Source organism: Solidesulfovibrio carbinoliphilus subsp. oakridgensis, assembly GCF_000177215.2.
Lineage (GTDB): Bacteria > Desulfobacterota > Desulfovibrionia > Desulfovibrionales > Desulfovibrionaceae > Solidesulfovibrio > Solidesulfovibrio carbinoliphilus.
Window position 1 is genome coordinate 1,387,122 of record NZ_CM001368.1, and the last position, 23,642, is coordinate 1,410,763.

Below are 23,642 nucleotides of genomic sequence, written 5' to 3' on the forward strand. Positions count from 1 at the left end.
TGCCCATTCCGGCCGGCCCCGTCCCGGCCCAAGGCCGCCGCAAGGCCCACTGCAAGGAGCCTCCCGTGACAAGCGTCCGCCACGTCTTCAGCCAACGTGCCCACAATATCAAGATTTCCGCCACCAAGCTCATGCCCATGATCGCAAGCGGCATGGGCGACTGCGCCTCCCTCGGCCAGGGCGTGCCCTCCTTTCCCACCCCGCCCCATGTGGTCGAGGCCGTGTGCCGGGCACTGCGGGACTCCCCGGCCGTGGGCAAGTATTCGCTCCAGCCCGGCATGCCCGAACTCCGCTGGGCCGTGGCCGACCGGCTGGCCGCCGAAAAGGGCATCGCCGCCAATCCCGAGACCGAGGTGGCCATCACCGTCGGCGGCATGGAGGCGCTTTTGTGCGCCGTCCTTTGCCTGTGCGAGCGCGACGACGAGGTAATCGTGCCCGAGCCCTTCTACCCCTCCCATGTGGAGCAGGTACTCCTGGCCGAGGCGAGGCCCGTCTTCGCCCCCCTGCGCCGGGGCGACTGGGGCCTCGATCCGGATGCCGTGGCCGCGGCCATCACCCCGCGCACCAAGGCCATCATCGTCAATTCCCCGCACAACCCCACGGGTTCGGTCTTTGCCGAGGAGGACCTGCGGGCCGTGGCCGAAATCGCCCTGCGCCACGGGCTCTACGTCATCTGCGACGACACCTACGACGCCCTGGCCTACGACGGACCGGCCTTTTCCCTGTCGAGCCTGGCCAGCCTGCGGGAGCGGCTCGTGGCTGTCGGCAGCTTTTCCAAGCGCTACGCCCTGACCGGCTGGCGGGTGGGCTTTGCCTACGCCCCGGAACCGATCATGGCGCAGATGCTCAAGGTCCACGACTGCACGGCCATCTGCGCCCCGACCCCGTCCCAGATCGCGGCCCTGGCCTCCCTGACCGGACCCCAGACCGTGTACCAGGAATTCGTCGACACCCTCGCCGCCCGCCGGGAACGGATCTGCCAACGCCTGGACGCCATGGCCCCGGCCATCGCCTACAACCGTCCGGGCGGGGCGTTTTACGTCATGGCCCGCTACGACCTGCCGGGCGCGCCCATGGACGTGGCCACCCGGCTGATCCGCGAAGCCCACGTCATCACCATCCCCGGCGACAGCTTCGGCCCGGGCGGGGCGGCAAGCCTCCGCCTCTCCTTTGGCGGCGACGACGCCGAACTCGACACCGCCTGCGACCGCCTGGCCGCCTGGTTCGCCGCCGAGCGCCGGAAGCGGTAATGTGGGGGAGGGAACCCCCCTTTTTGCAAAAAGGGGGGTTCCCTCCCCCACACCCCCTCCTTCCCCCCAAAAACTCTCAACGGGGAAGGCGGATACGCTTTTCCGACTGCGGCGGGAGTCATGGCGCGTTCTATCGGTCGTAGTCGCACCCCTTTCAGGGGGTCCGGGGGGGATGATCCCCCCCGGCCGCCGGAGGCATGCCTTTCTATGGTTACTGACACCGGACCCGACCTGACGACCGGCGCGGGGACCATCGGCTATCGCGATGGTTCGGAAGCCTATCTGCTGCGTTTTTTCGAAGAGAACGCGGTGGGCGAGTACGAGCTTTTCCCCAAGGACGCGCCCTGGGCCATCCATTACCACCTGACCCCGCGCCGCAAGACGCTCCTGTCCTGGATCGATTTCGGGCCGGGCGGCCGCATCCTGGAACTCGGGGCCGGGTGCGGGGCCCTGACCGCCCACCTGGCCACCCTGCCCCATGCGGTCACGGCCGTGGAGGGCTCGCCCGAGCGGGCGGCCATCATCCGGGCCCGCTGCCGGTCGGCCCGAAACCTCGAAATCGTGGCTGCCAACGCCGTGGGCCTGCCCTATGACCGCTCCTTCGACGTGGCGACCCTGGTCGGCGTGCTCGAATACGCCGCCGCTTTCGTTCCCGGCCCGCGCCCCCACGAGCGGCTCCTGGCCGAAGCCCGGCGTTATCTCAAGGACGACGGCTGCCTGATCCTGGCCATCGAGAACCGCATGGGCCACAAATACTTGGCCGGCCTGCCCGAGGACCATACCGGCCGGCCCTATGACGGCATAAACGGCTATCCCGGCCCGGGCGCGGCCCGCACCTTCGACCGGCCGACGCTTGCCGCCCTGCTCGCCCGGGCCGGATTCCCGACCACCCGGTGGTACTACCCGTCGCCGGACTACAAGACCCCGGACGCGGTGGTGGCCGAGCGGGCCCTGGCCACCGACGGCTTTGCCGTGCTGCCGCTCCTGGAGCTGCCGACAGCCGACTACGGCGGCCGCTTCCGGCCGGCCTTCAGCGAACGGCAGTTTTTGCGCTCGGCTCTGGCCGGCGGCGCGGCCGGACACTACATGAACTCGTTTCTGGTCCTGGCCGCGGCCAGGGACGACGCGCCGCTTCTGGCCGCCAACGAGGCCACGCTGGCCGTGGCCGCGAACGTCGACTCCTGCCCGCCGCTCTTCCAGACCATGACCCGCTTCACGGCCCGGAGGAGCGGCGTGGCCGTCACCCGGCGAAACCTGCACGGCCTGCCCCCGGCCGTCTTTGCGTCCGGCCGGCAGCACGTCAAGGCCGAGGAGTCCTACCACCTGGGCTACGTGAGTGTTCTCGAAACCGTCCTCACCGCGGTCGAAGAGGGCGACATGGGCCAGGCCGCCAAGGCGCTTGTCCGTTGGATGGAGCACACGGCCGCCAGGGCCCGTCCGGCCACGCCCGAGCGGGTCCGGGCCTTTGCCGCCTTTTGCCGCGGCCGGCTCGGCCAGACCGTCTACCCGGACCATCAAACGGACCGGTGGCTGCCGGGGAACCTCCTCGACGCCCACCCGGGCAACGTCCTCGTCCATCCCGCCACCGGCGACATCCGCTACATCGACCTGGAATGGCAGCTTGCCTGCGACATTCCCCTGCAATTGCTCCTCGACAGGGGCGTCAATCTGGTCGGGCAAAAAATCGCGCTCCTGGCCCCCGCGCCGCCCCTGCCGAACGCCGGGGGCCTGCCGCCGGCCCTGGACGGGGTCCTGGCCCGCCATCCCCTGTGCCGGCGGGCGGACCCCCGATCCCTGGCCGTGGTCACCCAGTGGCTCTTTGCCGCCGTGACCCACGGCAGCCTGGATTACCGCCTGCCGCCCGCCGCCGGCCGCCGGTGACGCCCCTTCCCCCCTGCCCCGCCTTGGCGTATGGGGGACGCGACTTCGCTCGCCCAAGGAACCTTTCCCCTATGAAACAACGCCTGTTCTCCCCTGCCGCCGCCGGCGGGGCGTCGCCGGCCCTGGCCATGCTCGGGGTCAACCTCATGGTCTTCATGGCCACCCTCGACATGAGCATCGTCAACGTGGCCCTGCCGACCCTGGTCGAGAGCCTGGCCACGGACTTCGCCACCATCCAGTGGGTGGTTCTGAGCTATGTCCTGGTCATCGCGAGCCTCTTGCTCCTCGTCTCGCGGCTTGGCGACATGCGGGACAAGAAACGCATCTTCTCGGCCGGACTGGTGCTTTTCATCCTGTCGTCGCTGTGCTGCGGACTGGCCCCGTCCGTCGGCTGGCTGATCGCCTTCCGGGCCGTCCAAGGCATCGGCGCGGCCATGAGCCAGTCGCTTGGCATGGCCATCGTCACCCAGATCGCGCCGCAATCGAGTCGGGGCCGGGCCCTCGGGTTCATCGGCGGCACGGTGGCCATGGGGCTCATGCTCGGCCCGCCCCTGGGGGGCGTGCTGATCGGCCTGGCCGGCTGGCGCTCCATGTTTCTTTTAAACGTGCCGGTCGGGCTTGTGGCCCTGTTCGTGGTGCGGCGCTACATGCCCGCCCTGCCGCCGATCAAGGCCGGGGAGCGGTTCGACGTGCCGGGCGCCATCGCCGCCGGCCTGACCCTTGGCTGCTACGGCTTGGGCATGACCCTGGCCCAGCGCCAGGGGCTCGAGGATCCGGCCACCCTGGCCTTGCTGGGGGTCGCCCTGGCCGGCCTGGCCGTCTTTGTCCGCATCGAGCGCCGCGCCCCCGCGCCCATGCTCGACCTGTCCCTTTTCGCCAACCCCCTGCTCACCCTGCCCCTGGCCATGTCCGTCCTGGTCTTCATCACCGGGGCCAGCGGCTTTATCATGCCGTTTTTCTTCCAGATGGCCCAGGGCCGGTCCGTGACCGAAATGGGGCTCATCATGATGATCCTGCCGGCCTCCATGGCCCTGTCCGCGCCCGTCTCCGGCACGCTGGCCGACCGGTACGGCTCGCGGGTCATCTGTCTGGTGGGGCTCGTGGTCCTGTGCGGCGGCTGCCTGGCCCTCGGCACCCTGGCCGCGGACACGCCGTGGTGGGGCTATCTGCTGCGGACCCTGCCGGTCGGCCTTGGCATCGGCATCTTCCAGGCCCCGAACAATTCGGCCATCATGGGCCAGATGCCGCCGCACCGGCTTGGCGTCGGGTCGGGGCTGGCCAACTACGCCCGGGTCTTCGGCCAGTCCACGGGCCTGCCCCTGGTCGGCACGCTGTTCGCCTCCCTGGTCCTGTCCTCGGGCCACGTCGGCTCGCGGGCGGCCTTCACCAGCGCCCCGCCGGCCGTGCTGGCGGCCGGCGTGGCCGGCGTCTTCCGCTGGCTGGCCGGACTTCTCGTGGTGGCCATCGCCCTGGCCGCCCTGGCCTGGCGGCTCGAGGCCGTGCGGGAGCGCGGCCCAGGCCGTTGAGCGACGGGCCTCAATCCTCGGCGGCCTTGGCCCCGCAGCCGGGCTCCGTCCGTTCCTGGAACAGCTCCCGGCGCACCCGGTCGCGCTCGCGGTCGATCTGCTCGTCCGTGGCTCCGAGTTCGCGCATGAGATAGGCCGTCATGGACAGGGCGATCTCGCCTTCGCCGGAAAAGACCGCCTGGGCTCCGGCCCGGCATTGGACCGCGGCCTCCCGCAGATAGTCGGCGCGGCTCAAGACCCGCAGGCCGGGATGCAGGTCGAGGGCGGCGGACACGATCTGGCCGGCGTCCACCCCCGAGGCGGTGATGAAAAGGCCCGTGGCCGTTTCGATGCCGGCGTGGAGCAGGATCTCCCGGCTGGAGGCGTCCCCGTGGACGGCCCCCCACCCCTGGGCGAGAAGCATCCGCACGGTCTTGATGTTCATTTCCACCACCACCGGCTCGATGCCGTTGTCCCGAAGGATGCGACAAAGGGTGCGGCCGACCGGTCCGTAGCCGACCACCACGGCCCGGTGGGCCGCGGCATCGTCCTCAAGGACCGCCTCCTGGTGCGCCGCCCCGCGCCGCACCAGCCCCCGGCGCTCCAGCCAGCCCACCAGCGGCTCCACGGCCTGGAACAGCCACGGATTGAGGGTGATGGACACCACCGAGGCCACCACCAGGGCGTTGGTGGCGTTGGGCGGTAGGATGCCGAGCCCGGTCGCCAGCCCGGCCAGGATGAAGGAAAATTCGCCGATCTGGGCCAGGGCCGCGGCCACGGCGCAGGCGACCGGCAGCGGCCGGCGCAGCAGCAGCACGCAGACCAGGGCGGCCAGGGGCTTGCCAAGCAGCACGATGCCGAGCGTGGCCAGCTCCAGGCGCCACTCGGCCGCCACCGAGGACGGATCGAGCTGCATGCCGACGGAGACGAAAAAGAGCACGGCAAAGGCGTCGCGCATGGGCAACGCGTCCGAGGCGGCCCTGGCCCCGAAGTCGGATTGGCCGACGATCATGCCGGCCAGAAAGGCCCCAAGCGCCATGGAGGCCCCGAATAAAAGGGCGGAGCCAACGGCCAGCCCCAGGGCCGAGGCCAAAACCGCCAGGGTGAAAAGCTCCCGGGAGCCGGTGCGGGCCACGTACTCGAAAAACCGGGGCAACAGCCACCGGCCGGCCACGGCGGCAACGGCGATCAAGCCGGCGAGTTTGAGAAGGGCGAGCCCCAGGGTCAGGCCGAGTCCGCCGTCCTCCAGGCCCTTTGGACCGTAAATCGCCGGCAGCAGCACCAGGACCAGGATGGTGAAGAGGTCCTCCACCACCAGCCAGCCCACGGCGATATGGCCGATGGGCGTGTGGAGGGCCCGGTTGTCGGCCAGAACCCGGGTCAGAACCACGGTGCTGGCCACGGAGATGGCGATGCCGAAGACGATGCCCGCCGACCACGACCAGCCGAAGCCGTGGGCGGCCACGGCCCCGAGCCCGGCCGAGACCAGGATCTGGGCCAGGGCACCCGGCAGGGCGACGCCCCGCACCGCCAGCAGGTCTTTCAAATGGAAATGCAGGCCGACCCCGAACATGAGCAGGATCACGCCTATTTCGGCGAACTGGTTGGTGATGTCCTTGTCGGCCACGAAACCCGGGGTGAACGGGCCGACGAGAAACCCGGCCACCAGATAGCCGACGATGGGCGACAGGCCCAGGCGCTTGGCGAAAAGGCCGAGGATCAGGGCGGCGATGAGGCCGCCGGTCATGGCCAGGATCAGATCGATGGCGTGGGGCATGGAACCTCATGGCAGAATGGGGCGGACCTGGGGAAACAGGCTTCCACCGTTACGCCATTTTCCTACAGGAGGACGCGGCCGGGGGCAACATCCGCCGGCCGACCGGACCACCCCGCCCTCCCCGGCCAAGCGCATTGACAGCCCCGAGCCGGTCACATACCACTTTGCCCATGGAAGACGCCGCCCTGGACCATGAACCCGAGCAGTTCCGACGTCAGGCCAAGCGGTTGCAGGAATCCGTCGAAAACCTGTTCGCCTGCTGCCAGGAACGGATCGCCCTGCAAAGCGAGCGGTTCGGCCTGCCGCCGGCCGCCTTGCGCGCCCTGCTCGCCCTGGGCGAAAGCCGCTATCTGGCCCCGGGCGAACTGGGGCGGCGGCTCGGCGTGACCAAAAGCCGGGTCACGGCCGTGACCACCGGCCTCATGCGCCACCGCCTGATTGAAAAGCACCCCGATCCGGCCGACGCCCGGGTGACGCTGCTCACCCTCACCCCGGCCGGCCGCCGGGCCCGGGAGGAAGTCCGCACCTTCATGGCCGGGCTCTTCCAGAGCATGCTGGAACGGGTCGAGCCCGGGCAGCGGGAATCCATCCTGGCCTCCCTGGACATGCTGCGCCACTGCATGGAGGCGGTCCGGGCCGACCTGCGGCCGTAACCCTGCCGCACCCTTTCGGGCCGACGCCCGCCTCTTGCGGCTTCACAAGCTCACGGCTTTTGTTCATAGTCCCGGGATGGACATTCCTCTTCTTCCAGACATTACCGTCATTTTCGGACTGGCCGTGGTGGTTATCCTGGTCTGCCACCGCCTGAAAATCCCGGCCCTGGTCGGCATGCTGCTGACAGGCGTCCTTTGCGGCCCGCACGGCCTGGGACTCGTCCGCTCGGCCCATGACGTCGAAATCCTGTCGGAGATCGGGGTCATCCTGCTGCTTTTCACCATCGGCCTCGAACTGTCCCTGGCCGACCTGACCCGGTTGCGACGGCCAGTCTTTCTCGGCGGCGCGGCCCAGATGGCGCTCACCTGGCTGGTCTTTTTCGACGTGGCCTTTTTCGCCCTTGATTTCTCGGGAGGCGCGGCGGTGCTGATCGGCATGCTGGCCGCCCTGTCGAGCACGGCCATCGTGCTCAAGACCCTGCAGGAACGGGCCGAGATGGAAGCGCCCCACGGCCGGGTGACGCTTGGCATCCTGGTCTTCCAGGACCTGCTCGCCGTGCCCATGATGCTTTCGGTGCCGCTGCTGGCCGGCCAGACCTTCGGCTTCACCAACTCCATCGTCTTCACCATCGCCAAGGGCGCGCTGGTGCTCATCCTGCTCGTGGTCCTGTCGCGAAAGCTCATGCCCATGCTGCTGCTCTCCATCGTGCGCACGCGCAGCCGCGAGCTTTTCCTGCTGACGGCCCTCGGCGTCTGCCTGGCCGTCAGCCTGCTCACCGCCTCCATCGGCCTGTCGCTATCCCTGGGCGCCTTTCTGGCGGGACTCCTCCTTTCCGGCTCCGACTACCGCGAAAACCTTCACGAGGCCGTCCTGCCCTTCAAGGATGTCTTCACCGCGCTTTTTTTCATCTCCATCGGCATGCTCCTCGACATGGCCCCGGCCATGCAGCACTGGATCGAGATCCTCGGCGCGGCGGTCCTGCTCCTGGCCGTCAAGGCCGTTTTGGCCGGCGCGGCTACGCGCATCACCGGCTATCCCCGCCGCACGGCCGTGCTGGTCGGGTTGGCCCTGTGCCAGGTCGGGGAGTTCTCGTTCATCCTGGCCAAGGCCGGTTTCGACCAGCAGGTCATTTCCGAGCACTTCTACCAGAAATTCCTGGCCGCAAGCATCCTGACCATGGTCCTGGCCCCGTTCCTCATCGCCCTGGCCCCGGCCGCGGCCTCGCTGCTGGCCCGGCTGACCGGCGGCCGCGACATCCCCGAAGGGCCGCCGTCGCCGCTTCTGACCGACCATCTGATCATCCTGGGGTTCGGGGCGGGCGGCCGGCAGCTGGCCCGGGCCGCCCGGGCCGGGGGCATCCCCTACGTGGTGCTGGAGATGAACCCGGACACGGTGCGCAAGGAGTCCAAGAAGGGGGAACCCATCGTCTTTGGCGACGCGTCCAAGCCCGGGGTGCTGCGGCACATCGGTGTGCGGGACGCCAAGGCGCTGGCCGTGGTCATCTCGGACGCGGCGGCGGCCAGACGGGCGGTGGAGGTGGCCAGAAGCGAGAATCCGGCCCTGTACATCGTGGCCCGGACCCGGTTCAATTCCGAGATCAAGGCGCTCCTTGACATCGGAGCCAACGACGTCATTGCCGAGGAGTTCGAGGCGTCGCTGGTGGTTTTCGCCCGGGTGCTCGGCAAGTTCATGGTGCCGCGCGACGACATCGAGCGCATGGCCCAGGACATCCGGCGGGAGGGCTACCGGGCCATGCTGCCCGACTCCCTGGCCGCCATGGCCTCCTTTTCGCCGGACAAGTCCCTGGCCGGACTCCATGTGGCGGTTTTCACCGTGGATGCGGCCTCGAAGCTGGCCGGCAAGACCCTCGAAGAAGTCCGGCTGCGGCGCGACCACAACCTGACCGTGGCCGCGGCTCGGCGCGGCGAGGAGTTCGTGCCCAATCCCGACGGCCCCTTCGCCCTGTCTCCGGGTGACAGGCTCTACGTCATGGGCACGGCCGAAGCCCTGCACGAGGGGGCGGAGCTGTTCCAGGGAGCGAAGCCGCAGGCCGTCTAGAATCGCCCGGCAAAGGCCTGCCGGGCGGCCGCCAGATCGAAGAGGGCGTGGCCCACGGTCTTGAAGACCACCGGGCCGGACGGGCGGGGCGGCTTGTCGAGCACGTCCGTCAAATCGGTCACCGTGTCCCAGTCCACCCCGGCCCGCAGGAAGTCTCCGGCCTCGACCCGGGCCGAAGCCCTATCGTCCACGAACAGGGCGGCCCGGCGGACCAGCGCGGCCGGGATCTCGGCCGCCTCGGGCGTGAACGACCCCACGGCCGACACGAACACGTCGCCCCGCACCGCGTCCGGCAGGACCGGCTCCCGACTGGTGGTGGCCGTGACGATGAGTCCGGCCGTTGCGGCCGCTTGCGCCATTGCCGCCGGGTCGGCCGCCACCCGGACGGCCACGCCCCGGCCCGCCAGGTCCCGGGCCAGCCCCTCGGCCCGGTCCCGGGTCCGCGAGGCCAGCCATATTTCCCGCACCCCGAGTCCCTGCCGGAAGGCTTCCACGTGGGCCCTGGCCTGGACCCCGGCGCCGATGACCAAAAGCGGCCCGGCGGGAGCCGGGGCCAGGAGCCGGGCGGCGAGCAGGCTCACGGCCGCCGTGCGCCGGGCCGTGACCGTCGGCCCGTCCAAAACCCCGAGCCGCCGGCCGGTCGCGGCCTCCATGACCGTGACCTCGCCCTGGATAACGGGCAACCCGCGCTCCCCGTTGCCCGGGTGGACGGTGATGGTCTTGACCACGGCCAGGGCCTCGTCCGCGGCCGGCATGCACAGAAGCACCCCGCCCGGGACCGGCATGGCCAGCCGCTCGGGAGCGATCGCCCGGCCGGCCCGGCGGGCCCGCAGGACCTCGGCCACGGCGTCGGCCAGGGCGTCATAAGGGAAAAGCCCTGCAACATCGCCCATGCCCTTACCTCCCGCCGACCCTTCCGGCAGCCCCCCCCATCCCGTCCAGGGGGTCCGGGGGGGATGATCCCCCCCGGCCGCCGGAGGCATCTTCGCCTTTGGCCCGCTACAACTTGTTCAGGATATTGTCGTCGATCCAGTGCTGGTCCCACCACTCGATGGGCGAGGTCTCGTGCCCGAAGACCAGGACGCCGAAGTGGAGGTGGTCGCCGGCGGCCAGGCCGCTGACGCCGGTCCGGCCGAGGATCTCGCCCTTTTTGATGTCCTGGCCTTCCTTCACGTCGATCTGGCGCAGGTGGGCGTAGAGGGTCTGGAGCCCGAGGCCATGGTCGATGATGACGGTCTCGCCGTAGATGCCGAGAAAGCCGGTGAAGGCCACCTTGCCGGAGTTGGCCGCCGGCACGGGCGCGCCTTCGAGCGAGGCCAGATCCACGCCCATGTGGGTCTGCTGGTCGATTTCCTTGCCCTGGTAGAAGTAGGTCCGGTGGTCGCCGAAGCCGGCCCGTGGCGCGGCGTTTGGCAGGCGCAGGAAGGCCTTCCTGTCCCAGAGCATGGCCGGTGCGGTTTTGAGCGCCAGTTCGTGGAGAAAGACCGCGTTCTGGCGGCGGATGTCGTTGTTGACCCGCAGGTAGATCTGCAGGTTGTCCCGGGTATCGGTGATGGTGTTGTAGTACTGCGGCATCTTGGATTCGAGGAAATTGTCCGAGATGTTGAGCTTGTCGTCGCGGAACTTCCTCGGGATGGCCTGGTAGCGAAACGACATGATGGCCGCGTTCCCCGCCTTGTCCACGGCCTTGACCTTGGGCACGAAGGTCTTCGGGTCCATGTCGTAGGGAAAGACGTAGAAGCCGAAATACTTGCCGTTTTCGAGCTTATAGGCCGGGTAGAGTTCGTCGCCGACCAGGACGCCCGCAGACTCGCAGTCCTCGCTCAGGTTGAACGACACCGCGCCAACGCCTCCCTGGCGCACGTTGTGGGCCAGGCTCGTCACCTCGATGCGCGGCGGGATGGTGTCGAGCGTCAGCTGCTTTTCGATCCGGACCGTGTTGCCGGCCCCGAAATTGGCGATGGACCGGTCCGTGGCCGTGATGGACAGGGTGAAGGGGCCGTCCTTGAGGCCGGCCGGCTCGAGGGAGAACTTCTCCACCGCCTCCTTGACCGGCGTGGCGTAGGACTGGTCGGCCAGGGTGATCTGCTTGTCGCCCTGGCTGACGGTCACCTTGACGTTTTTGAGTCCCGACCCGGCGTCGCCCAGGGTCAGGGTGAACTCGCGCTTGGGAGCGGCCACGTCGTTGTCCGGGGAAAGCGCGATCACCGGCCGCACGTTGTCCGTCAGGAAAAAGTAGCCGGCCGCGCCGCCGGCCAGCGCCAGGATCAGGAAAGCGATAAAAACAAGTTTCTTCATGTCTGGTTCCTCATGGGTCAGGGCCGCTTCATACCGACCGCCCAAAGACAGCGCAAGCCCGGCCGCAAGGCCTGCCGCCGGGCCTTGCCCAAAGGCCGGCGGCAGGCTACTCCGTGAACCTGAATGAATCGAGGCCGATCAAGGAGCCGACGCATGCCGAGGTCCTTTGCCCGTTGCGCCGTTCCGCTTGTCCTTTTCTGCCTGCTCGCCGCCTGCGGCCCGGGTCCGGCCTCGGCCCAGGCCGAGAATCCGGCGCTGTGGCGTTCCATTGCCGACGGGCTCCGGGAAGGCATCGGCATCAAGCGCCAGGAGCTCGACCGCATCGAGCGGCTCCTGCCCGGGGAGAAGGCCGCCCTGGCCGAGGCCCTGTCGCGGGTGAGCGGCCGGCTGGACCAGCTCTTGCTCCTTCGGGGTGTGGCCGGGGAAACGCCCTGGGCCTCGCGCACGCTCCTTATGGTCTTAAACGACCTGTCCCGGGCCGTGTCCAGGGCCTGCGGGCCCCTTGCGGACATCGAGGACGCCTTTGCCCGCACCAAGCAGGAATACGCCACCCTGCGCCAGATCCGGGCCAGGAACGCCAGCCGGGAATACGCCGACCTCATAAACGAGGAACTGGCCGGGCCGGGCCACGATTTCAAGGCGCTCAAACACGCGGTGGACGCCCTCAAAGAGGACGTGGACGCCGCCCTGGCCCAGGCCACGACGCTAGCCGCCGATATCGAGGCCGCCCGCGCCGACGAAATCCGCCGCTTCCTCGATGTCTTCGCCGCCGCCTATTTCGCCTCGTCCGGGTCCCTGCTCCGCCCCGTGGGCCTGGCCCAGGCGGTGGACGACCTCCGGGAATGGCTGGACGCGGCTCCCCGGTTCTGGGGGCCGATCATGGCCTGGACCGACTGGAAGACGTTTGCCGCCGTGGCGGTCCTGGACTTTGCCGGCATCGTGGCCGGCCTTTGGGCCTTTGCCGGACGGTGGCCGGCCCTTGGCGGCGAGGCCCGGCCGGGGCTGGTCTGGCTGGCCGCCGGCCTGGCCCTGGCCCTGGCCCGCTATGCGGTCCTTTTCGGCGCCAACCAGTTCACCTCGCTCCTGTGGGTCCTGGCCGTCAGCCGGGGCCTGACCCTCCTTTTGCGGCGCGACCGGACGCTGCCGATCCTTTTCGGCTGTTTCCTGGCCGCAACGGCCCTGGACGCCGCCAACCTGCCAGGTTCGGCGACGGGCCTCCTGTGGCCGGCCGTGGCCGCGCCGGCCATCTGGCGGCTGCGGGCCGCGGGCCTTGGCCGGTCGGCGGCCGTCTGGGTCCTCGCGGCCACGGCCGCAGCCGCCATCCTCGGCTTCGGTCCCCAGGCCGTCATGGCCGGGCAGGCCCTTTTCATGCTCCACCTGACCATGGGCCTGTCAAACGCCATCCAGGGCGGCCTGGTCTGCGTGGCCACCCGGCGCGAGCGTTCCCTGGCCTGCCTGGTCGGCCCGCTGGCCGTCACGGTCCTGGCCACGTTCTACGTGGCCTGGGTCCTCATGTTCATGGGCGGACCCGGGCTCATGGACCACGTCTTCACCATGACCGTGCGGGTCGGCCAGGCCACGGTCTCCCTTGACGCCCTGGCCGGCCTTTTCCTCTCCTTTTTCCTCCTGCGCCTGGCCCAGGCCTGGTTCCAGCGGGCCCTGGGCCTCATCCACCTGCGGGGAAGGCCCCTGGAACCGGGACTGATCCATACCGTGGGCGCGGGCTTTTCCTATCTGACCTGGGTCCTTTTCCTCCTGTTCGCCCTGCGCCTGTTCGAGGTGCCGCTCGGCAGCCTGACCTGGATCGTAAGCGGCCTGTCGGTCGGCATCGGCTTCGGGCTCAAGGACATCGTCAACAACTTCATAAGCGGGCTCATCATCATGTTCGGCGGGGCGGTCAAAAAGGGCGACATCATCCAGCAGGGGAAAAACCTCGGCGAAGTGGTGGACCTGTCGGTGCGAAACACCATCATGCGCACCCTCGACAACACCACGGTCATCATCCCCAATTCGAGCTTCCTGCGCGGCGAGATCGTGAACCTGTCCTACCAGGACGCCACCTTGCGCCTGACCATCCCGGTGACCGTGGCCCCGGGCACCAAGATCAAAAAGGTGCGCAAGATCCTCCTGGCCGTGGCCAGGGAGCATGCCGACGTCCTCAAGAAACCGCCCCCGGAGGTCATGCTGCGGGGAATCGGCCGGTCCGGGCTCGAATTCGACCTCTATGTCTGGATCAAGAACTTCATGAAGAAATTCCAGGTCCAGTCCGAACTGGCCATTGCCATTGACCAGCAGTTCCAGGACAACAGGATCCTGGTCGCCTTCCAGGGGGTGAAGATGAAATACAAGCCCAAGGGCACCGAGGCCATGCAGCTGGAGGCCATGCGCGAGGAACTGCGCCAGAAGCGGGCCGGGGTGTTCGGCAGGATGCGCCGGCTGCGCCGGGTCCACGCCAGACGCCGGTGGCCGGCCCCGCCGCCCGCCCCGGCCCCGGAGGAATGATGCGGCTCGCGGCCTTTGTGTTCGCTTGGCTGGCGCTGGCCGCCGCCCTGGCGCCGCCCCCGGCCCTGGCCGCCTCCGCCGTCCTCGACGCCCCCGGCGCCGGGACCGCCGTCGCCGCCCCCGGTCCCCGGCGGGTGGCCGTGGGCGTGCTCGTGGCCCCGCCTTTTGTCGCAAGGGACGGCCAGGGCAATTTCCACGGCGTGGCCATGGACCTGTGGCGCGATGTGGCCCTGGACATGGGCCTTTCCTGGCAGGCCGTGGAATACGACCTCGACGGCCTGCTCGCGGCCGTGCAAAGCGGGGCCGTGGCCGCCGGCGTCTCGGCCCTGTCCATCACCCCGGAGCGCGAGTCGGCCATGGATTTCTCCCAGCCCTACTACTACACGGGCCTTGGCATCGCGGTGGCGGCCAAGGACCGGGCCCCTCTCGCGGACACGGTCCTGCGGGCCGTTTTTTCCCCGCGCGTCCTTTTTTACATCCTCTCCCTGCTCGGACTCCTGCTCCTGGTCGGCACCATCGTCTGGGCCTTGGAGCACCGCCGCAACCCCGGGCATTTCCGGCCCGGCCACAAGGGACTCGGCGACGGCCTGTGGTGGTCGGCGGTCACCATGACCTCGGTCGGCTACGGCGACGCCACGCCAAAGACCCTGGCCGGCCGGGCCGTGGCCCTGGTCTGGATGTTCGCGTCCGTGGCCCTGCTCGCCTCGTTCACGGCCGGCATCACCTCGTCTCTGACCGTGGAGAGCATGGGCGGCCTGGTGCGCGATGCCGAGGACCTGCACAAGGTCCGCACCGGGGTGGTGCGGGATTCCTCCGCCGAGGAGGAGCTTGTGGCCGGCCATGTGGGCGTGCTGCCCTTCGCCTCGGCCGAGGAGGGCCTGCGGGCCCTGGTCGGCGGGGAAATCGACGCCTTTGTCCACGACCAGCCCCTGCTCCATTATTACAGACACCACGCGTTCCTGGGAAAGATCCGGGTCCTTTCCGCCTTTTTCGATCCCCAGCTCTACGGTTTCGCCTTCCCGCGCGGCTCGGACCTGCGAAAGGCCGTCAACGTGGCCATGCTGCGCCGGATGGAGGATCATGACTACCGGATCCGGCTTTTCGGCCCGTATCTCGGCCGGGCCGCGGCGCGCTGACGCGGGGAAACGCCCCGGCCGGCCTCCCGTGGCCGACCCTGTGCGTCAATGCTGCGACGAAAGTCGTTAACACCTTGACTTTACGATCCGATTGGTGAAGACAGGCAGCATTTCCCTTGCCATGCCAGGGGCCAGGCGTGTGGCCGATGCCGCGGCCAGGGGCACGCTTGCAAAGAGAGGAGACCGCATCCATGCCCGTTTCACTCCCACGCCGTTTTGTGGGGCATTGCGCCCGCTTTTTCCCCTGCGGGTTGGCCGCCCTGACCCTCCTGTCCCTCCTGTGCCTCGCCGGCTGCGACCGGAAAAAACCCGCGGCCGAGGCCCCGTCCCCGGTGGAAGTGACCGTGCTGACGGCCAAGGCCACCACCGCCCCCATGGCCGTCGACGGCATCGGCCACGTCTATGCCGTGCGCACGGTGAGCGTCAGGTCCCAGGTCACGGGCGTGATCAAAAAGACGCTGGTCGGCGAGGGCGACGTGGTCAAGGAAGGGCAGTCGCTCCTCGTCATCGACCCGGCCCCCTACAAGGCCCAACTCGACCAGGCCACGAGCACCCTCGGCCGCGACAAGGCCACGGCCGAGCAGAGCAAGCGCGACTGGTTGCGCTACAAGGACCTGGTGGCCCAGGGCGTGGTCAGCCAGGACGACTACGAGCAGAAGCGCACCACCTACCAGCAGGCCCTGGAGCAGGTGCGCGTGGACGAGGCGGCCGTGGTCAGCGCCCAGGTCAACCTGGCCTACTGCTACATCGCCTCCCCCAGTTCCGGCGTGGTCAGCCTCCAGTCCTACAAGACCGGCAACCTCGTCGAGGCCAACAAGGACATCATTTTCACCGTCAACCAGATCCAGCCCATAAACGTCCAGTTCGCCGTGGCCGAGCGCTACCTGCCGGACATCCGCGACTACGCGTCCAAGGGCAAGACCCTGGCCGTTACGGCGAGCACACCCAGCCATCCGGAAAAGACGGCCAAGGGCAAGCTCACGGTCATCAACAACACCGTGGACGTCAATTCCGGCACCATCACCCTGCAGGGCGAATTCCCCAACCAGGACCTTCTCCTGTGGCCCGGCCAGTTCGTCAACGCCTCGGTGGTCCTGGCCGACACGACCGACACCATCCTCTTGCCGTCAAGCGCCCTGGTCACCACCCAGGACGGCGCCTCGGTCTTCATCGCCAAGGCCGACAACACCGTGGAAGTCCGACCCGTGACCGTGGGACGCAAGATCGGCCCGGACACGGTGGTGGAAAAGGGCGTGGCCGCCGGCGAAAAGGTCATCACTTCCGGCCAGATCAAGCTGTTCCCGGGCGTGCCCATCAAGATCGTCGAGCCCGCGGCCTATAAGGACGGCCCGGTGTCGCCCACCGCCGTGGCGGACAGGGACAAGAAACCGGCCGAACCGTCCAAGGCAGGCCAGGGGAACTAGACATGACCGACCTCTTTATCAAGCGGCCGGTCGCGACCACGCTCCTTATGGCCGCGTTGGTCTTCTTCGGCATTGTCTCGTATTTTTCGCTGCCAATAAGCGAAATGCCGAGCATCGACTTTCCCACCATCCAGGTGTCGGCGAGCCTGCCCGGCGCGGACCCGGAAACCATGGCCTCGGCCGTGGCCACCCCGCTCGAACGGCAGTTCACCTCCATTTCGGGCCTGCAATCCATGAGTTCGAGCAACTCGCTCGGCACCACCACCATCACGCTCCAGTTCGACCTGTCGCGCAACATCGACGGCGCGGGCACCGATGTCCTCACCTACATCAACGCCGCCCAGGGCAGCCTGCCGAGCAACATGCCGAGCCCCCCGACCTTCCAGAAGGTCAACCCGGCCGACATGCCCATCATCTACATCCGCGTCTCGAGCGACACCATGCCGCTGTACCGCGTGACCAACTACGCCAAGGTCTACATCGCCCAGCGCATCTCCATGATCAACGGCGTGGCCCAGGTGGCGGTCTACGGCGACCAGACCTATTCCCCGCGCGTCCAGGTCGACCCGGACCGGCTGGCTTCGCTCGGCATCGGCGTGGACGAGGTGGCGACCGCCTTTGACAACGAAACCGTGCTCCAGCCCACCGGCTCCCTCTACGGCCTCGACAAGCTCTTCACCATCAAGGCGCAAGGCCAGCTGACCAGCGCCACGGCCTACAACCGCCAGATCATCGCCTACCGAAACGGCAAGCCCGTGCGCCTCCAGGACGTGGGCCGCACCATCGACTCCACCATAAACGACAAGAACGCCGCCTTTTTCGACCAGCAGCAGGGCATCGTCATCGCGGTCAAGCGGGCCGCCGGCACCAACACCATCCAGCTCGTGGACGCCATCCGGGCCATGATGCCGAACATCACGGCCACCCTGCCCCCGTCGGTCAACCTGGAATTTCTCTACGACCGGTCGATTTCCATCAAAGAGGCCATCGACGACGTCCAGTTCACCCTGCTCCTCTCCATCGTCCTGGTCGTCATCGTGGTCTACCTGTTCCTCAACAACCTTCCGGCCACCATCATCGCCGGCCTGGCCCTGCCGACGGCCCTTATCGGCACGCTCTCGATCATGGTGTTCTTCAACTTCTCCATCGACAACCTGTCGGCCATGGCCATCATCCTGGCCGTGGGCTTCGTGGTGGACGACGCCATCGTCATGATCGAGAACATCGTGCGCCACACCGAGATGGGCAAAAAGATCATGCAGGCCTCCCTGGACGGGGCGCGGCAGATCGGGTTCACCATCATCTCCATGACCCTGTCGTTGGTCGCGGTCTTCATTCCCATCATGTTCATGGCCGGCATCCTCGGCCGGGTCCTGAACGAAATGGCCGTGACCATCACCCTTTGCATCCTGGTCTCGGGCTTTGTCACCCTGTCGCTCACGCCCATGCTCTGCAGCCGGTTTCTTTCGGGCAAGATTTCGGAGTCGGGCAAATTCTTCAAATGGATCGAGCGCGGCTACGAGAAGTCGCTCCACTTCGCCCTGCGCTGGCGCTTTTTCGTCATGATCCTGTCCGTCGGCATCCTCGGGCTCACGCTCTGGCTGTTCACCATCGTGCCCATGGGATTCATTCCGCCGACCGACTCCGGCATCTTCTACGCCTTCGGCATGGCCGAGCAGAGCGCCTCGTTCGAGACCATGAAGGACCGGGTGCTGAAGGTCGGACGCATCTTCATGGCCGATCCGGACGTGTTCAAGTTCATCGGCGTGGTCGGCGTCGGCGGCCCCAACACGTCCATGAACAACGTGGCCATGTTTCCGCTGCTGAAATCCATGGACGAACGCAAACGCAGCGCCCAGCAGATCATCGACGACCTGCGCCCGAAAATGGCGCAGGTGCCGGATCTTTTCGTCTTCATGTACAATCCGCCCTCCATCCAGATCGGCGGCAAGCAGACCAAGGCCCTCTACCAGTTCACCCTGCTCTCTCCGGACCCGACCGAACTCTACCCCGTGGCCCGGAAGATGACCGCGGCCATGCGCAAGCTGCCGCAGCTGGCCGACGTCAACACGGACATGCAGATCGACGGCCCCCAAGTCCGCATCGACATCGACCGCGACAAGGCCAAATCGCTCGGCATCTCCGCCTCGTCCATCGAAACCGCGCTCATGACCGCCTACGCCGCCAGGCAGGTCACCAACCTCTACGGCGCGACCGACACCTACAAGGTCATCGTGGAGGTCCAGCCCGAGTTCCAGCGCCGGCCGGATCTCTTGAACAAGCTCTACGTCAAGTCGGGCCAGGTCGACTCCAACGGCAATCCCATCATGGTGCCCTTAAACGGCCTGGTCAAAATGACCGAGGACGTGGGACCGCTCGTGGTCAACCACACCGGCCAGCTGACCTCGGTCACCATCTCGTTCAACACCGCCGGTAAATATTCCCTGGGCGAGGCCGTGACCGCCTTGCAGGACCTGTCGAAAAAGGAACTGCCGGCCAACATCAGCTACATCTTCGAAGGCCAGGCCACGGCCTTCCAGGAGTCCCTGGCCAGCGTGCCGTTCCTGCTGTTTCTGGCCATCATGATCATCTACCTGATCCTCGGCATCCTCTACGAGAGCTTCATCCACCCGGTCACCATCCTGTCCGGCCTGCCTTCGGCGGCCCTTGGCGGCCTCATCACGCTCCTCGTCTTCGGCCGCCAGCTCGACCTCTACGGCTTCATCGGCATCATCATGCTGATCGGCATCGTCAAGAAGAACTCGATCATGGTCATCGACTTCGCCATCGAGGCCGAGAAAGAGGGCAAGACCTCGTTTGACGCCGTGTTCGAGGGCTGCGTGGTCCGGTTCCGGCCGATCATGATGACGACGGTCGCGGCCATTGCCGGCATCTTCCCCATCGCGCTCGGCCTTGGCGCCGGCGGCGACGCCCGCCAGCCCCTTGGCCTTGTGGTCGCGGGCGGCCTCATCATCTCCCAGGTCGTCACCCTCTACCTGACGCCGGTCTTTTACACCTACATGGACGATCTCCAGTCCTGGCTGACCGGACACAAGGACGAAAAAGACCAGACCGCCTTGCCCCGATAACGGTACGGCCCCGGGCCGGGACAGATTCCCGGCCCGGGAAACGCCTTCTTCCGCCTCCCCATCCGACGCTCCTCCGTTCGTTCGCCTTTGCCAAGCCGCCGCCCCGCGCCCTCCCCGGTCCAGAGCACGTTCCCGGTGGCCCGGCAAGGCGGCCCGGCTTTCGCGCCCCGTCGCCGGACTCCAGGGGCTCCAGGCACCACCCGGCCTACGCCCGCTCGCCAGGCAGCCCTGGCTCCCTTTCCTTACATCCCGCCGAAACGCGAAAACGGCCGCCCGGCTTCACGCCGGGCGGCCGTTTTCGCGACAACAGGGAGGTTTGGGGCGGTGGCCCGGGCGCGGAACTCTGCCGCGCCCGGACCGGGACGGCGAGGACTCCCGCCGTCCCCCGGAGGGGGTCACCCCTCCCCGGTCACCACTTCTTGATGCGCTGGCTGGCCAGGGCCTCGGCCTGCTCCTTGTAGGAGTCGAACCCGGCCTGGCGCAGGGCGTCGAAGACCGTGCTCGGCCAATCCCAGGTGGCGTAGAGCACGGGCTTGTGGAAGAGACGACGGAACGTCTCCATCTCCTGGCGGTAGAAGTTGGCCTTGGGGCTCTCCAGGTTTTCCCGGAGCTGCTCGGCCAGACGGGTCAGTTCGCCGTCGTACCAGTCCTTGATGTCCGCCCCGGTATCGTACTTCTTGGCGATGTGCTCGTACTTGTTTTCCTGGAGGACCTTTTTCAGGTGTTCCAGGTGCTGGAGATTGAGCCATTCGCCAAGGCGGCTGACCGGGATGTCCTCGGCCTCGACATGGGCCATGTCGAACTTGGTCCGGTAGTAGGTGTCGGGCACGACCGAGGCGCAGACAATGCCGGCGATGGCCACGAGCCCCCGCAGGATGACGCTGTTGGACACGCCCTGGCCGCAGAAGCCCACCTTCTTGCCGTACTTCTGGCCGGCGAAGATGGTGACGAGCAGGGCCCAGACCACGGCCGGGTCCTCTTCGTCGTAGATGTGGCGCAGGGCCGGATTGTCGCGGTCGGTGCCGAGCACCATCTGGGTCATGTCGTTGGAGCCGATGGAGAAGCCGTCGAACTCCTGGATGAACTGCTTGGCCAGGATGGCGTTGCTCGGGATCTCGGACATGATGAACATCTTGAGCCCCTCGTCGCCGGAATGCAGCTTGTGCACCCGTTCGAGGTAGCGCTTCATGGACGTGGCTTCTTCCACGGTCCGGACGAAGGGCAGCATGATGTGCAGGTTCTTGCCGCCGAAGATGCCGCGCGCGAGCTTGAACGACTCGATTTCCCAGTCGTGGATGTTGCGGGAGACGCCCCGGTAGCCGAGCATGGGGTTGTCTTCCAGGGCCTCGAAGAGGCTGCCGCCGAGCAGGTTCCGGTACTCGTTGGACTTGAAATCCGTGGTCCGGTAGAGGATCGGCTTGCCGTGGAAGGCCATGGCGAAAAGCCCGAGTCCCTGGGACAGGGTCTGGACGTAGAGCTCCTTGCCGCTGCGGAACCCGCGCGAGAAGAGCTGCTTGCGGATCTTGTCGAGCAGGCCGTTGAGGTCGTCGATCTGGCCCTTGATGCCGACCTGCCGGGCCACTTCCTGACGCATGGCCGCGATCTTGGCCAGGGTGTCGGTGATGATGGGCTCTTCGGCCACGGCCGCCGCCCGCTCGTCGATGCGGGCCTTGATCTCGTAGCGGCGCTTGATCGCGTCCGGGTCGACCGCCTTTTCCTGGAGCTCGTCCCAGTAGCCGAGGATGATGGCCACGTGGGTCTTGAGGTCGGCCGAGGTTTTGAGGAGATCGAGCCGGCGGGTGACCTCTTCCAGGTGGTGGTCGAGCCTTTTCTCCAGGTCGCGGATCTGGCGGTGCACGGCCATGACCTCGTCGGTGCCCCGGGCCCCGGCGTGGTCGGCCAGGGCGTCGAGCTCGCCGGCCAGGCCCGTGATGAGGCCGACGTAGCTGCGAAGCTTGATCTGGACGTTGATGTAGCCGGCGGCCAGCTGCTCGCGCACGACCTTGGTCAGTTTGGCGTCGAGCTCCTTGACCTTGCTTTCGAGAAGGAGCGGCAGGGTGCCGTTGTCGTAGGCTTCGAGGGCCTGGGGGTGGACGCCGATGTTGCCGAGCATGAATTCGGCCCGCAGGAGCCCGACCTCGAAGTCCGAAACGTTTCGCAGCCGGGAGAGGAAGAGAGCCTGTCCCACGTCCGCGAGAATCAGGCCGACCTTGGTCTTGGTCGGGGGCAGCTTTGAGAGGTCCATCTCGCCGCCGACTTCCTCCAGCGGCAAAAGCCCCCGGTAGACGCAGCCGCGCGACCCGTCGACGGTCACGTACTGGCCGTCCAGGGAGCGCAGGGTCTCGGCCCGCTGGATGCCGATAATGGCCGGGATGCCCAGTTCGCGGGAGGTGATGGCCGCGTGGCTGGTGTCGCCGCCGGCGTCGGCCAGGATGGCCGAGGCGATGCGCATGCCGGGCACCATGTCGGGGTCCGTGCGCTCGGCGGCCAGGATGTCGCCCTTCTGGATCTTGTTGAGCTCAAGGGCGGAGCGCAGGAACCGGACCATGCCCTGGCCGGCGCCGCGCGAGGCGCCGTTGCCCTCGAGGATCACTTCGGCCGCGGCCACGGCCTTTTTGTCCACTTCCATGCGGCGCATGAAGATGGTGTCCGGATGGCGTTCGAGTTCCTCGTTCCACCGCGTCTCGGGCCGGGCCTGGACGAACCAGAGGCGGTCGGACTGGTCGATGCAGAACTCCGTGTCCATGATGCAGCCGCCGTAGGCCGCGCTGATGGCCCGAACGCCCCGGGCCACCTCCTCGGCCTGGGCCAGGGACAAGGCCCAGCGGTAGGCCTCCTCGTCCGAGACCTTCACCAGCTTGGTGCCGCCTTCCTTGTCGTCGTAGACGATCTTCTTGTCCTTGTAGCCCATGTTGCGGATGACGACTTCGGAGCCGTCGTCGCGCTGGAAGACGAAAAGCTTGTCCGGGGTGACCATGCCGCCGACCACGGCCTCGCCGAGCCCGTAGCTGGCGTCGATGGACACCAGGTCGTTGCGGGAGGTGCCCCGGCAGCCGGTGGCGGTGTCCGCGGCAAAGGCGGTGCCGGAGATGACGGGGTTTATCATCCGCATGATGCACACGGACAGCGAGGTGTTCTCGATGGCCCATTCCTGCTTGGCGGTCTCGGCGATGGAATTGTCGCCGGTCTGCTCGGCCAGGGCCACGGCGTCGAGAATGGCCTCGCGGCGGTAGGTCATGGAGCGCAGGTTGTAGGCCGAGGCGCAGTCCCACTGGTAGGCGCGCACGCACTGGGCCGCGCCGACGATGTTCAAGTAGGTGTCCTGCAGGCCGGCGAAGGCCTTCTTGCGGCTGTCCTCGCCCGCCGCCGAGGAACGCACGGCCACGGGCACGTCCTCGAGGCCGGCTTCGCGGCAGATGTCGTTGTAGGCGTTGGACACGGCTTCGCGGACTTCGGCCGGCATGTCCACGGACAGGATGGCCACCTGGACCAGGACGGAACGCTTGCGCAGTTGGTCGATGCCTTCGGGAGAGGTGGCGAAGCCCTCGACCACGTTGTTGACAAAGGTGCGCAGCTTGATGGTGGTGCCCGGGGCGTCCACGGCCCGGGCCCGGGCCTCGTCGGCCAGGTCGCGCACGAGGTTTTTCAGGTATTCCGGATCGCTGTTGACGTCCTCGTCGTTCCAGTTGACCCGGCGGTAGCCGTCGTTGACCACTTCCCGGATCAGCGCCGCGTTGACCTTGGTCTCATCGAGCACCCGGTGGAAGACCACGGAGGACATGGCCCGGAACTGGGGGGCCCGGATGCCCGCGATCTGGCTTATCAGCGCGGTATTGTAGTTCTTTCCGCCAACGAGGATCTCGGCTTCCTCGCCGATGGCAACAATGTCGGCTCCGGTCAGGATAAGCGTCGTCGTCGTATCGATGGCCGCGCGTTTCGGCGTGGCGGACGTGGCGTCCTCCTGGCGCGGCTTGTCTTTGGCGTCGGTCTTGGCCATTCTCCCCTCCTTGTCTCTTCCGGCCCGGCGGTCCCGTGCGTCCGGCCGGCCACCGTTAACACGTTCGTGGC

At 67.7% G+C, this 23,642-nt stretch carries 13 protein-coding genes; 9 read left to right on the forward strand and 4 right to left on the reverse strand.

What is annotated here, in order from left to right; all coding sequences use genetic code 11:
• The first annotated feature begins 65 nt into the window (after positions 1-65).
• From DFW101_RS06230 to DFW101_RS06240, 3 genes are all read left to right on the forward strand, one after another.
• Positions 66-1,250 (forward strand): pyridoxal phosphate-dependent aminotransferase, encoded by a 1,185-nt coding sequence (locus DFW101_RS06230; protein ID WP_009180664.1) that lies wholly within the window; start codon positions 66-68, stop codon positions 1,248-1,250.
• A 207-nt stretch (positions 1,251-1,457) separates the two neighbouring features.
• Complete coding sequence (locus DFW101_RS06235; RefSeq protein ID WP_009180665.1) at positions 1,458-3,131, forward strand: class I SAM-dependent methyltransferase; 1,674 nt, start codon at positions 1,458-1,460, stop codon at positions 3,129-3,131.
• A 71-nt stretch (positions 3,132-3,202) separates the two neighbouring features.
• On the forward strand, positions 3,203-4,657 hold the full coding sequence (locus tag DFW101_RS06240) for an MFS transporter (protein WP_009180666.1): 1,455 nt from the start codon (positions 3,203-3,205) through the stop codon (positions 4,655-4,657).
• Between the two features lie 10 nt (positions 4,658-4,667).
• Here the strand turns inward: DFW101_RS06240 and DFW101_RS06245 are convergent, their stop codons facing one another.
• The gene (locus DFW101_RS06245; protein ID WP_009180667.1) at positions 4,668-6,413 is read right to left on the reverse strand and encodes a cation:proton antiporter; all 1,746 of its coding nucleotides are present in this window, start codon (positions 6,411-6,413) and stop codon (positions 4,668-4,670) included.
• Positions 6,414-6,583: 170 nt separating this feature from the next.
• Between DFW101_RS06245 and DFW101_RS06250 the strand changes: the two genes are divergently transcribed.
• Both DFW101_RS06250 and DFW101_RS06255 read left to right on the forward strand, forming a co-directional pair.
• Positions 6,584-7,066, forward strand: a complete 483-nt coding sequence (locus DFW101_RS06250; RefSeq protein ID WP_009108667.1) for a MarR family winged helix-turn-helix transcriptional regulator — start codon at positions 6,584-6,586, stop codon at positions 7,064-7,066.
• A 76-nt stretch (positions 7,067-7,142) separates the two neighbouring features.
• Positions 7,143-9,125: a monovalent cation:proton antiporter family protein gene (locus DFW101_RS06255; protein ID WP_009180668.1), complete on the forward strand. Its 1,983-nt coding sequence runs from the start codon at positions 7,143-7,145 to the stop codon at positions 9,123-9,125.
• Here DFW101_RS06255 and DFW101_RS06260 read toward each other — a convergent pair.
• The gene (locus tag DFW101_RS06260) at positions 9,122-10,018 is read right to left on the reverse strand and encodes a delta(1)-pyrroline-2-carboxylate reductase family protein (RefSeq protein ID WP_009180669.1); all 897 of its coding nucleotides are present in this window, start codon (positions 10,016-10,018) and stop codon (positions 9,122-9,124) included. The two genes, DFW101_RS06255 and DFW101_RS06260, sit on opposite strands and share 4 nt — an antisense overlap.
• 106 nt (positions 10,019-10,124) lie before the next feature.
• Positions 10,125-11,423 (reverse strand): M23 family metallopeptidase, encoded by a 1,299-nt coding sequence (locus DFW101_RS06265; protein ID WP_009180670.1) that lies wholly within the window; start codon positions 11,421-11,423, stop codon positions 10,125-10,127.
• Positions 11,424-11,576: 153 nt separating this feature from the next.
• Here DFW101_RS06265 and DFW101_RS06270 point away from each other — a divergent pair, with 153 nt between their 5' ends.
• From DFW101_RS06270 to DFW101_RS06285, 4 genes are all read left to right on the forward strand, one after another.
• Positions 11,577-13,925 (forward strand): mechanosensitive ion channel family protein, encoded by a 2,349-nt coding sequence (locus tag DFW101_RS06270; protein ID WP_009180671.1) that lies wholly within the window; start codon positions 11,577-11,579, stop codon positions 13,923-13,925.
• Positions 13,922-15,061, forward strand: a complete 1,140-nt coding sequence (locus tag DFW101_RS06275) for a transporter substrate-binding domain-containing protein (RefSeq protein WP_272867635.1) — start codon at positions 13,922-13,924, stop codon at positions 15,059-15,061. The genes DFW101_RS06270 and DFW101_RS06275 overlap by 4 nt, the downstream gene beginning before the upstream one ends.
• A 191-nt stretch (positions 15,062-15,252) precedes the next feature.
• The gene (locus DFW101_RS06280) at positions 15,253-16,485 is read left to right on the forward strand and encodes an efflux RND transporter periplasmic adaptor subunit (RefSeq protein ID WP_009180673.1); all 1,233 of its coding nucleotides are present in this window, start codon (positions 15,253-15,255) and stop codon (positions 16,483-16,485) included.
• A gap of 2 nt (positions 16,486-16,487) precedes the next feature.
• Entirely contained in the window at positions 16,488-19,574 is a 3,087-nt protein-coding gene (locus DFW101_RS06285; RefSeq protein ID WP_009180674.1) for an efflux RND transporter permease subunit, read from the forward strand.
• A gap of 409 nt (positions 19,575-19,983) precedes the next feature.
• Here the strand turns inward: DFW101_RS06285 and DFW101_RS06290 are convergent, their stop codons facing one another.
• Positions 19,984-23,571 carry a PEP/pyruvate-binding domain-containing protein gene (locus tag DFW101_RS06290; RefSeq protein WP_009180675.1) on the reverse strand — a complete coding sequence of 1,196 codons (3,588 nt, stop codon included), beginning with the start codon at positions 23,569-23,571 and terminating at the stop codon, positions 19,984-19,986.
• Positions 23,572-23,642: the final 71 nt, after the last annotated feature.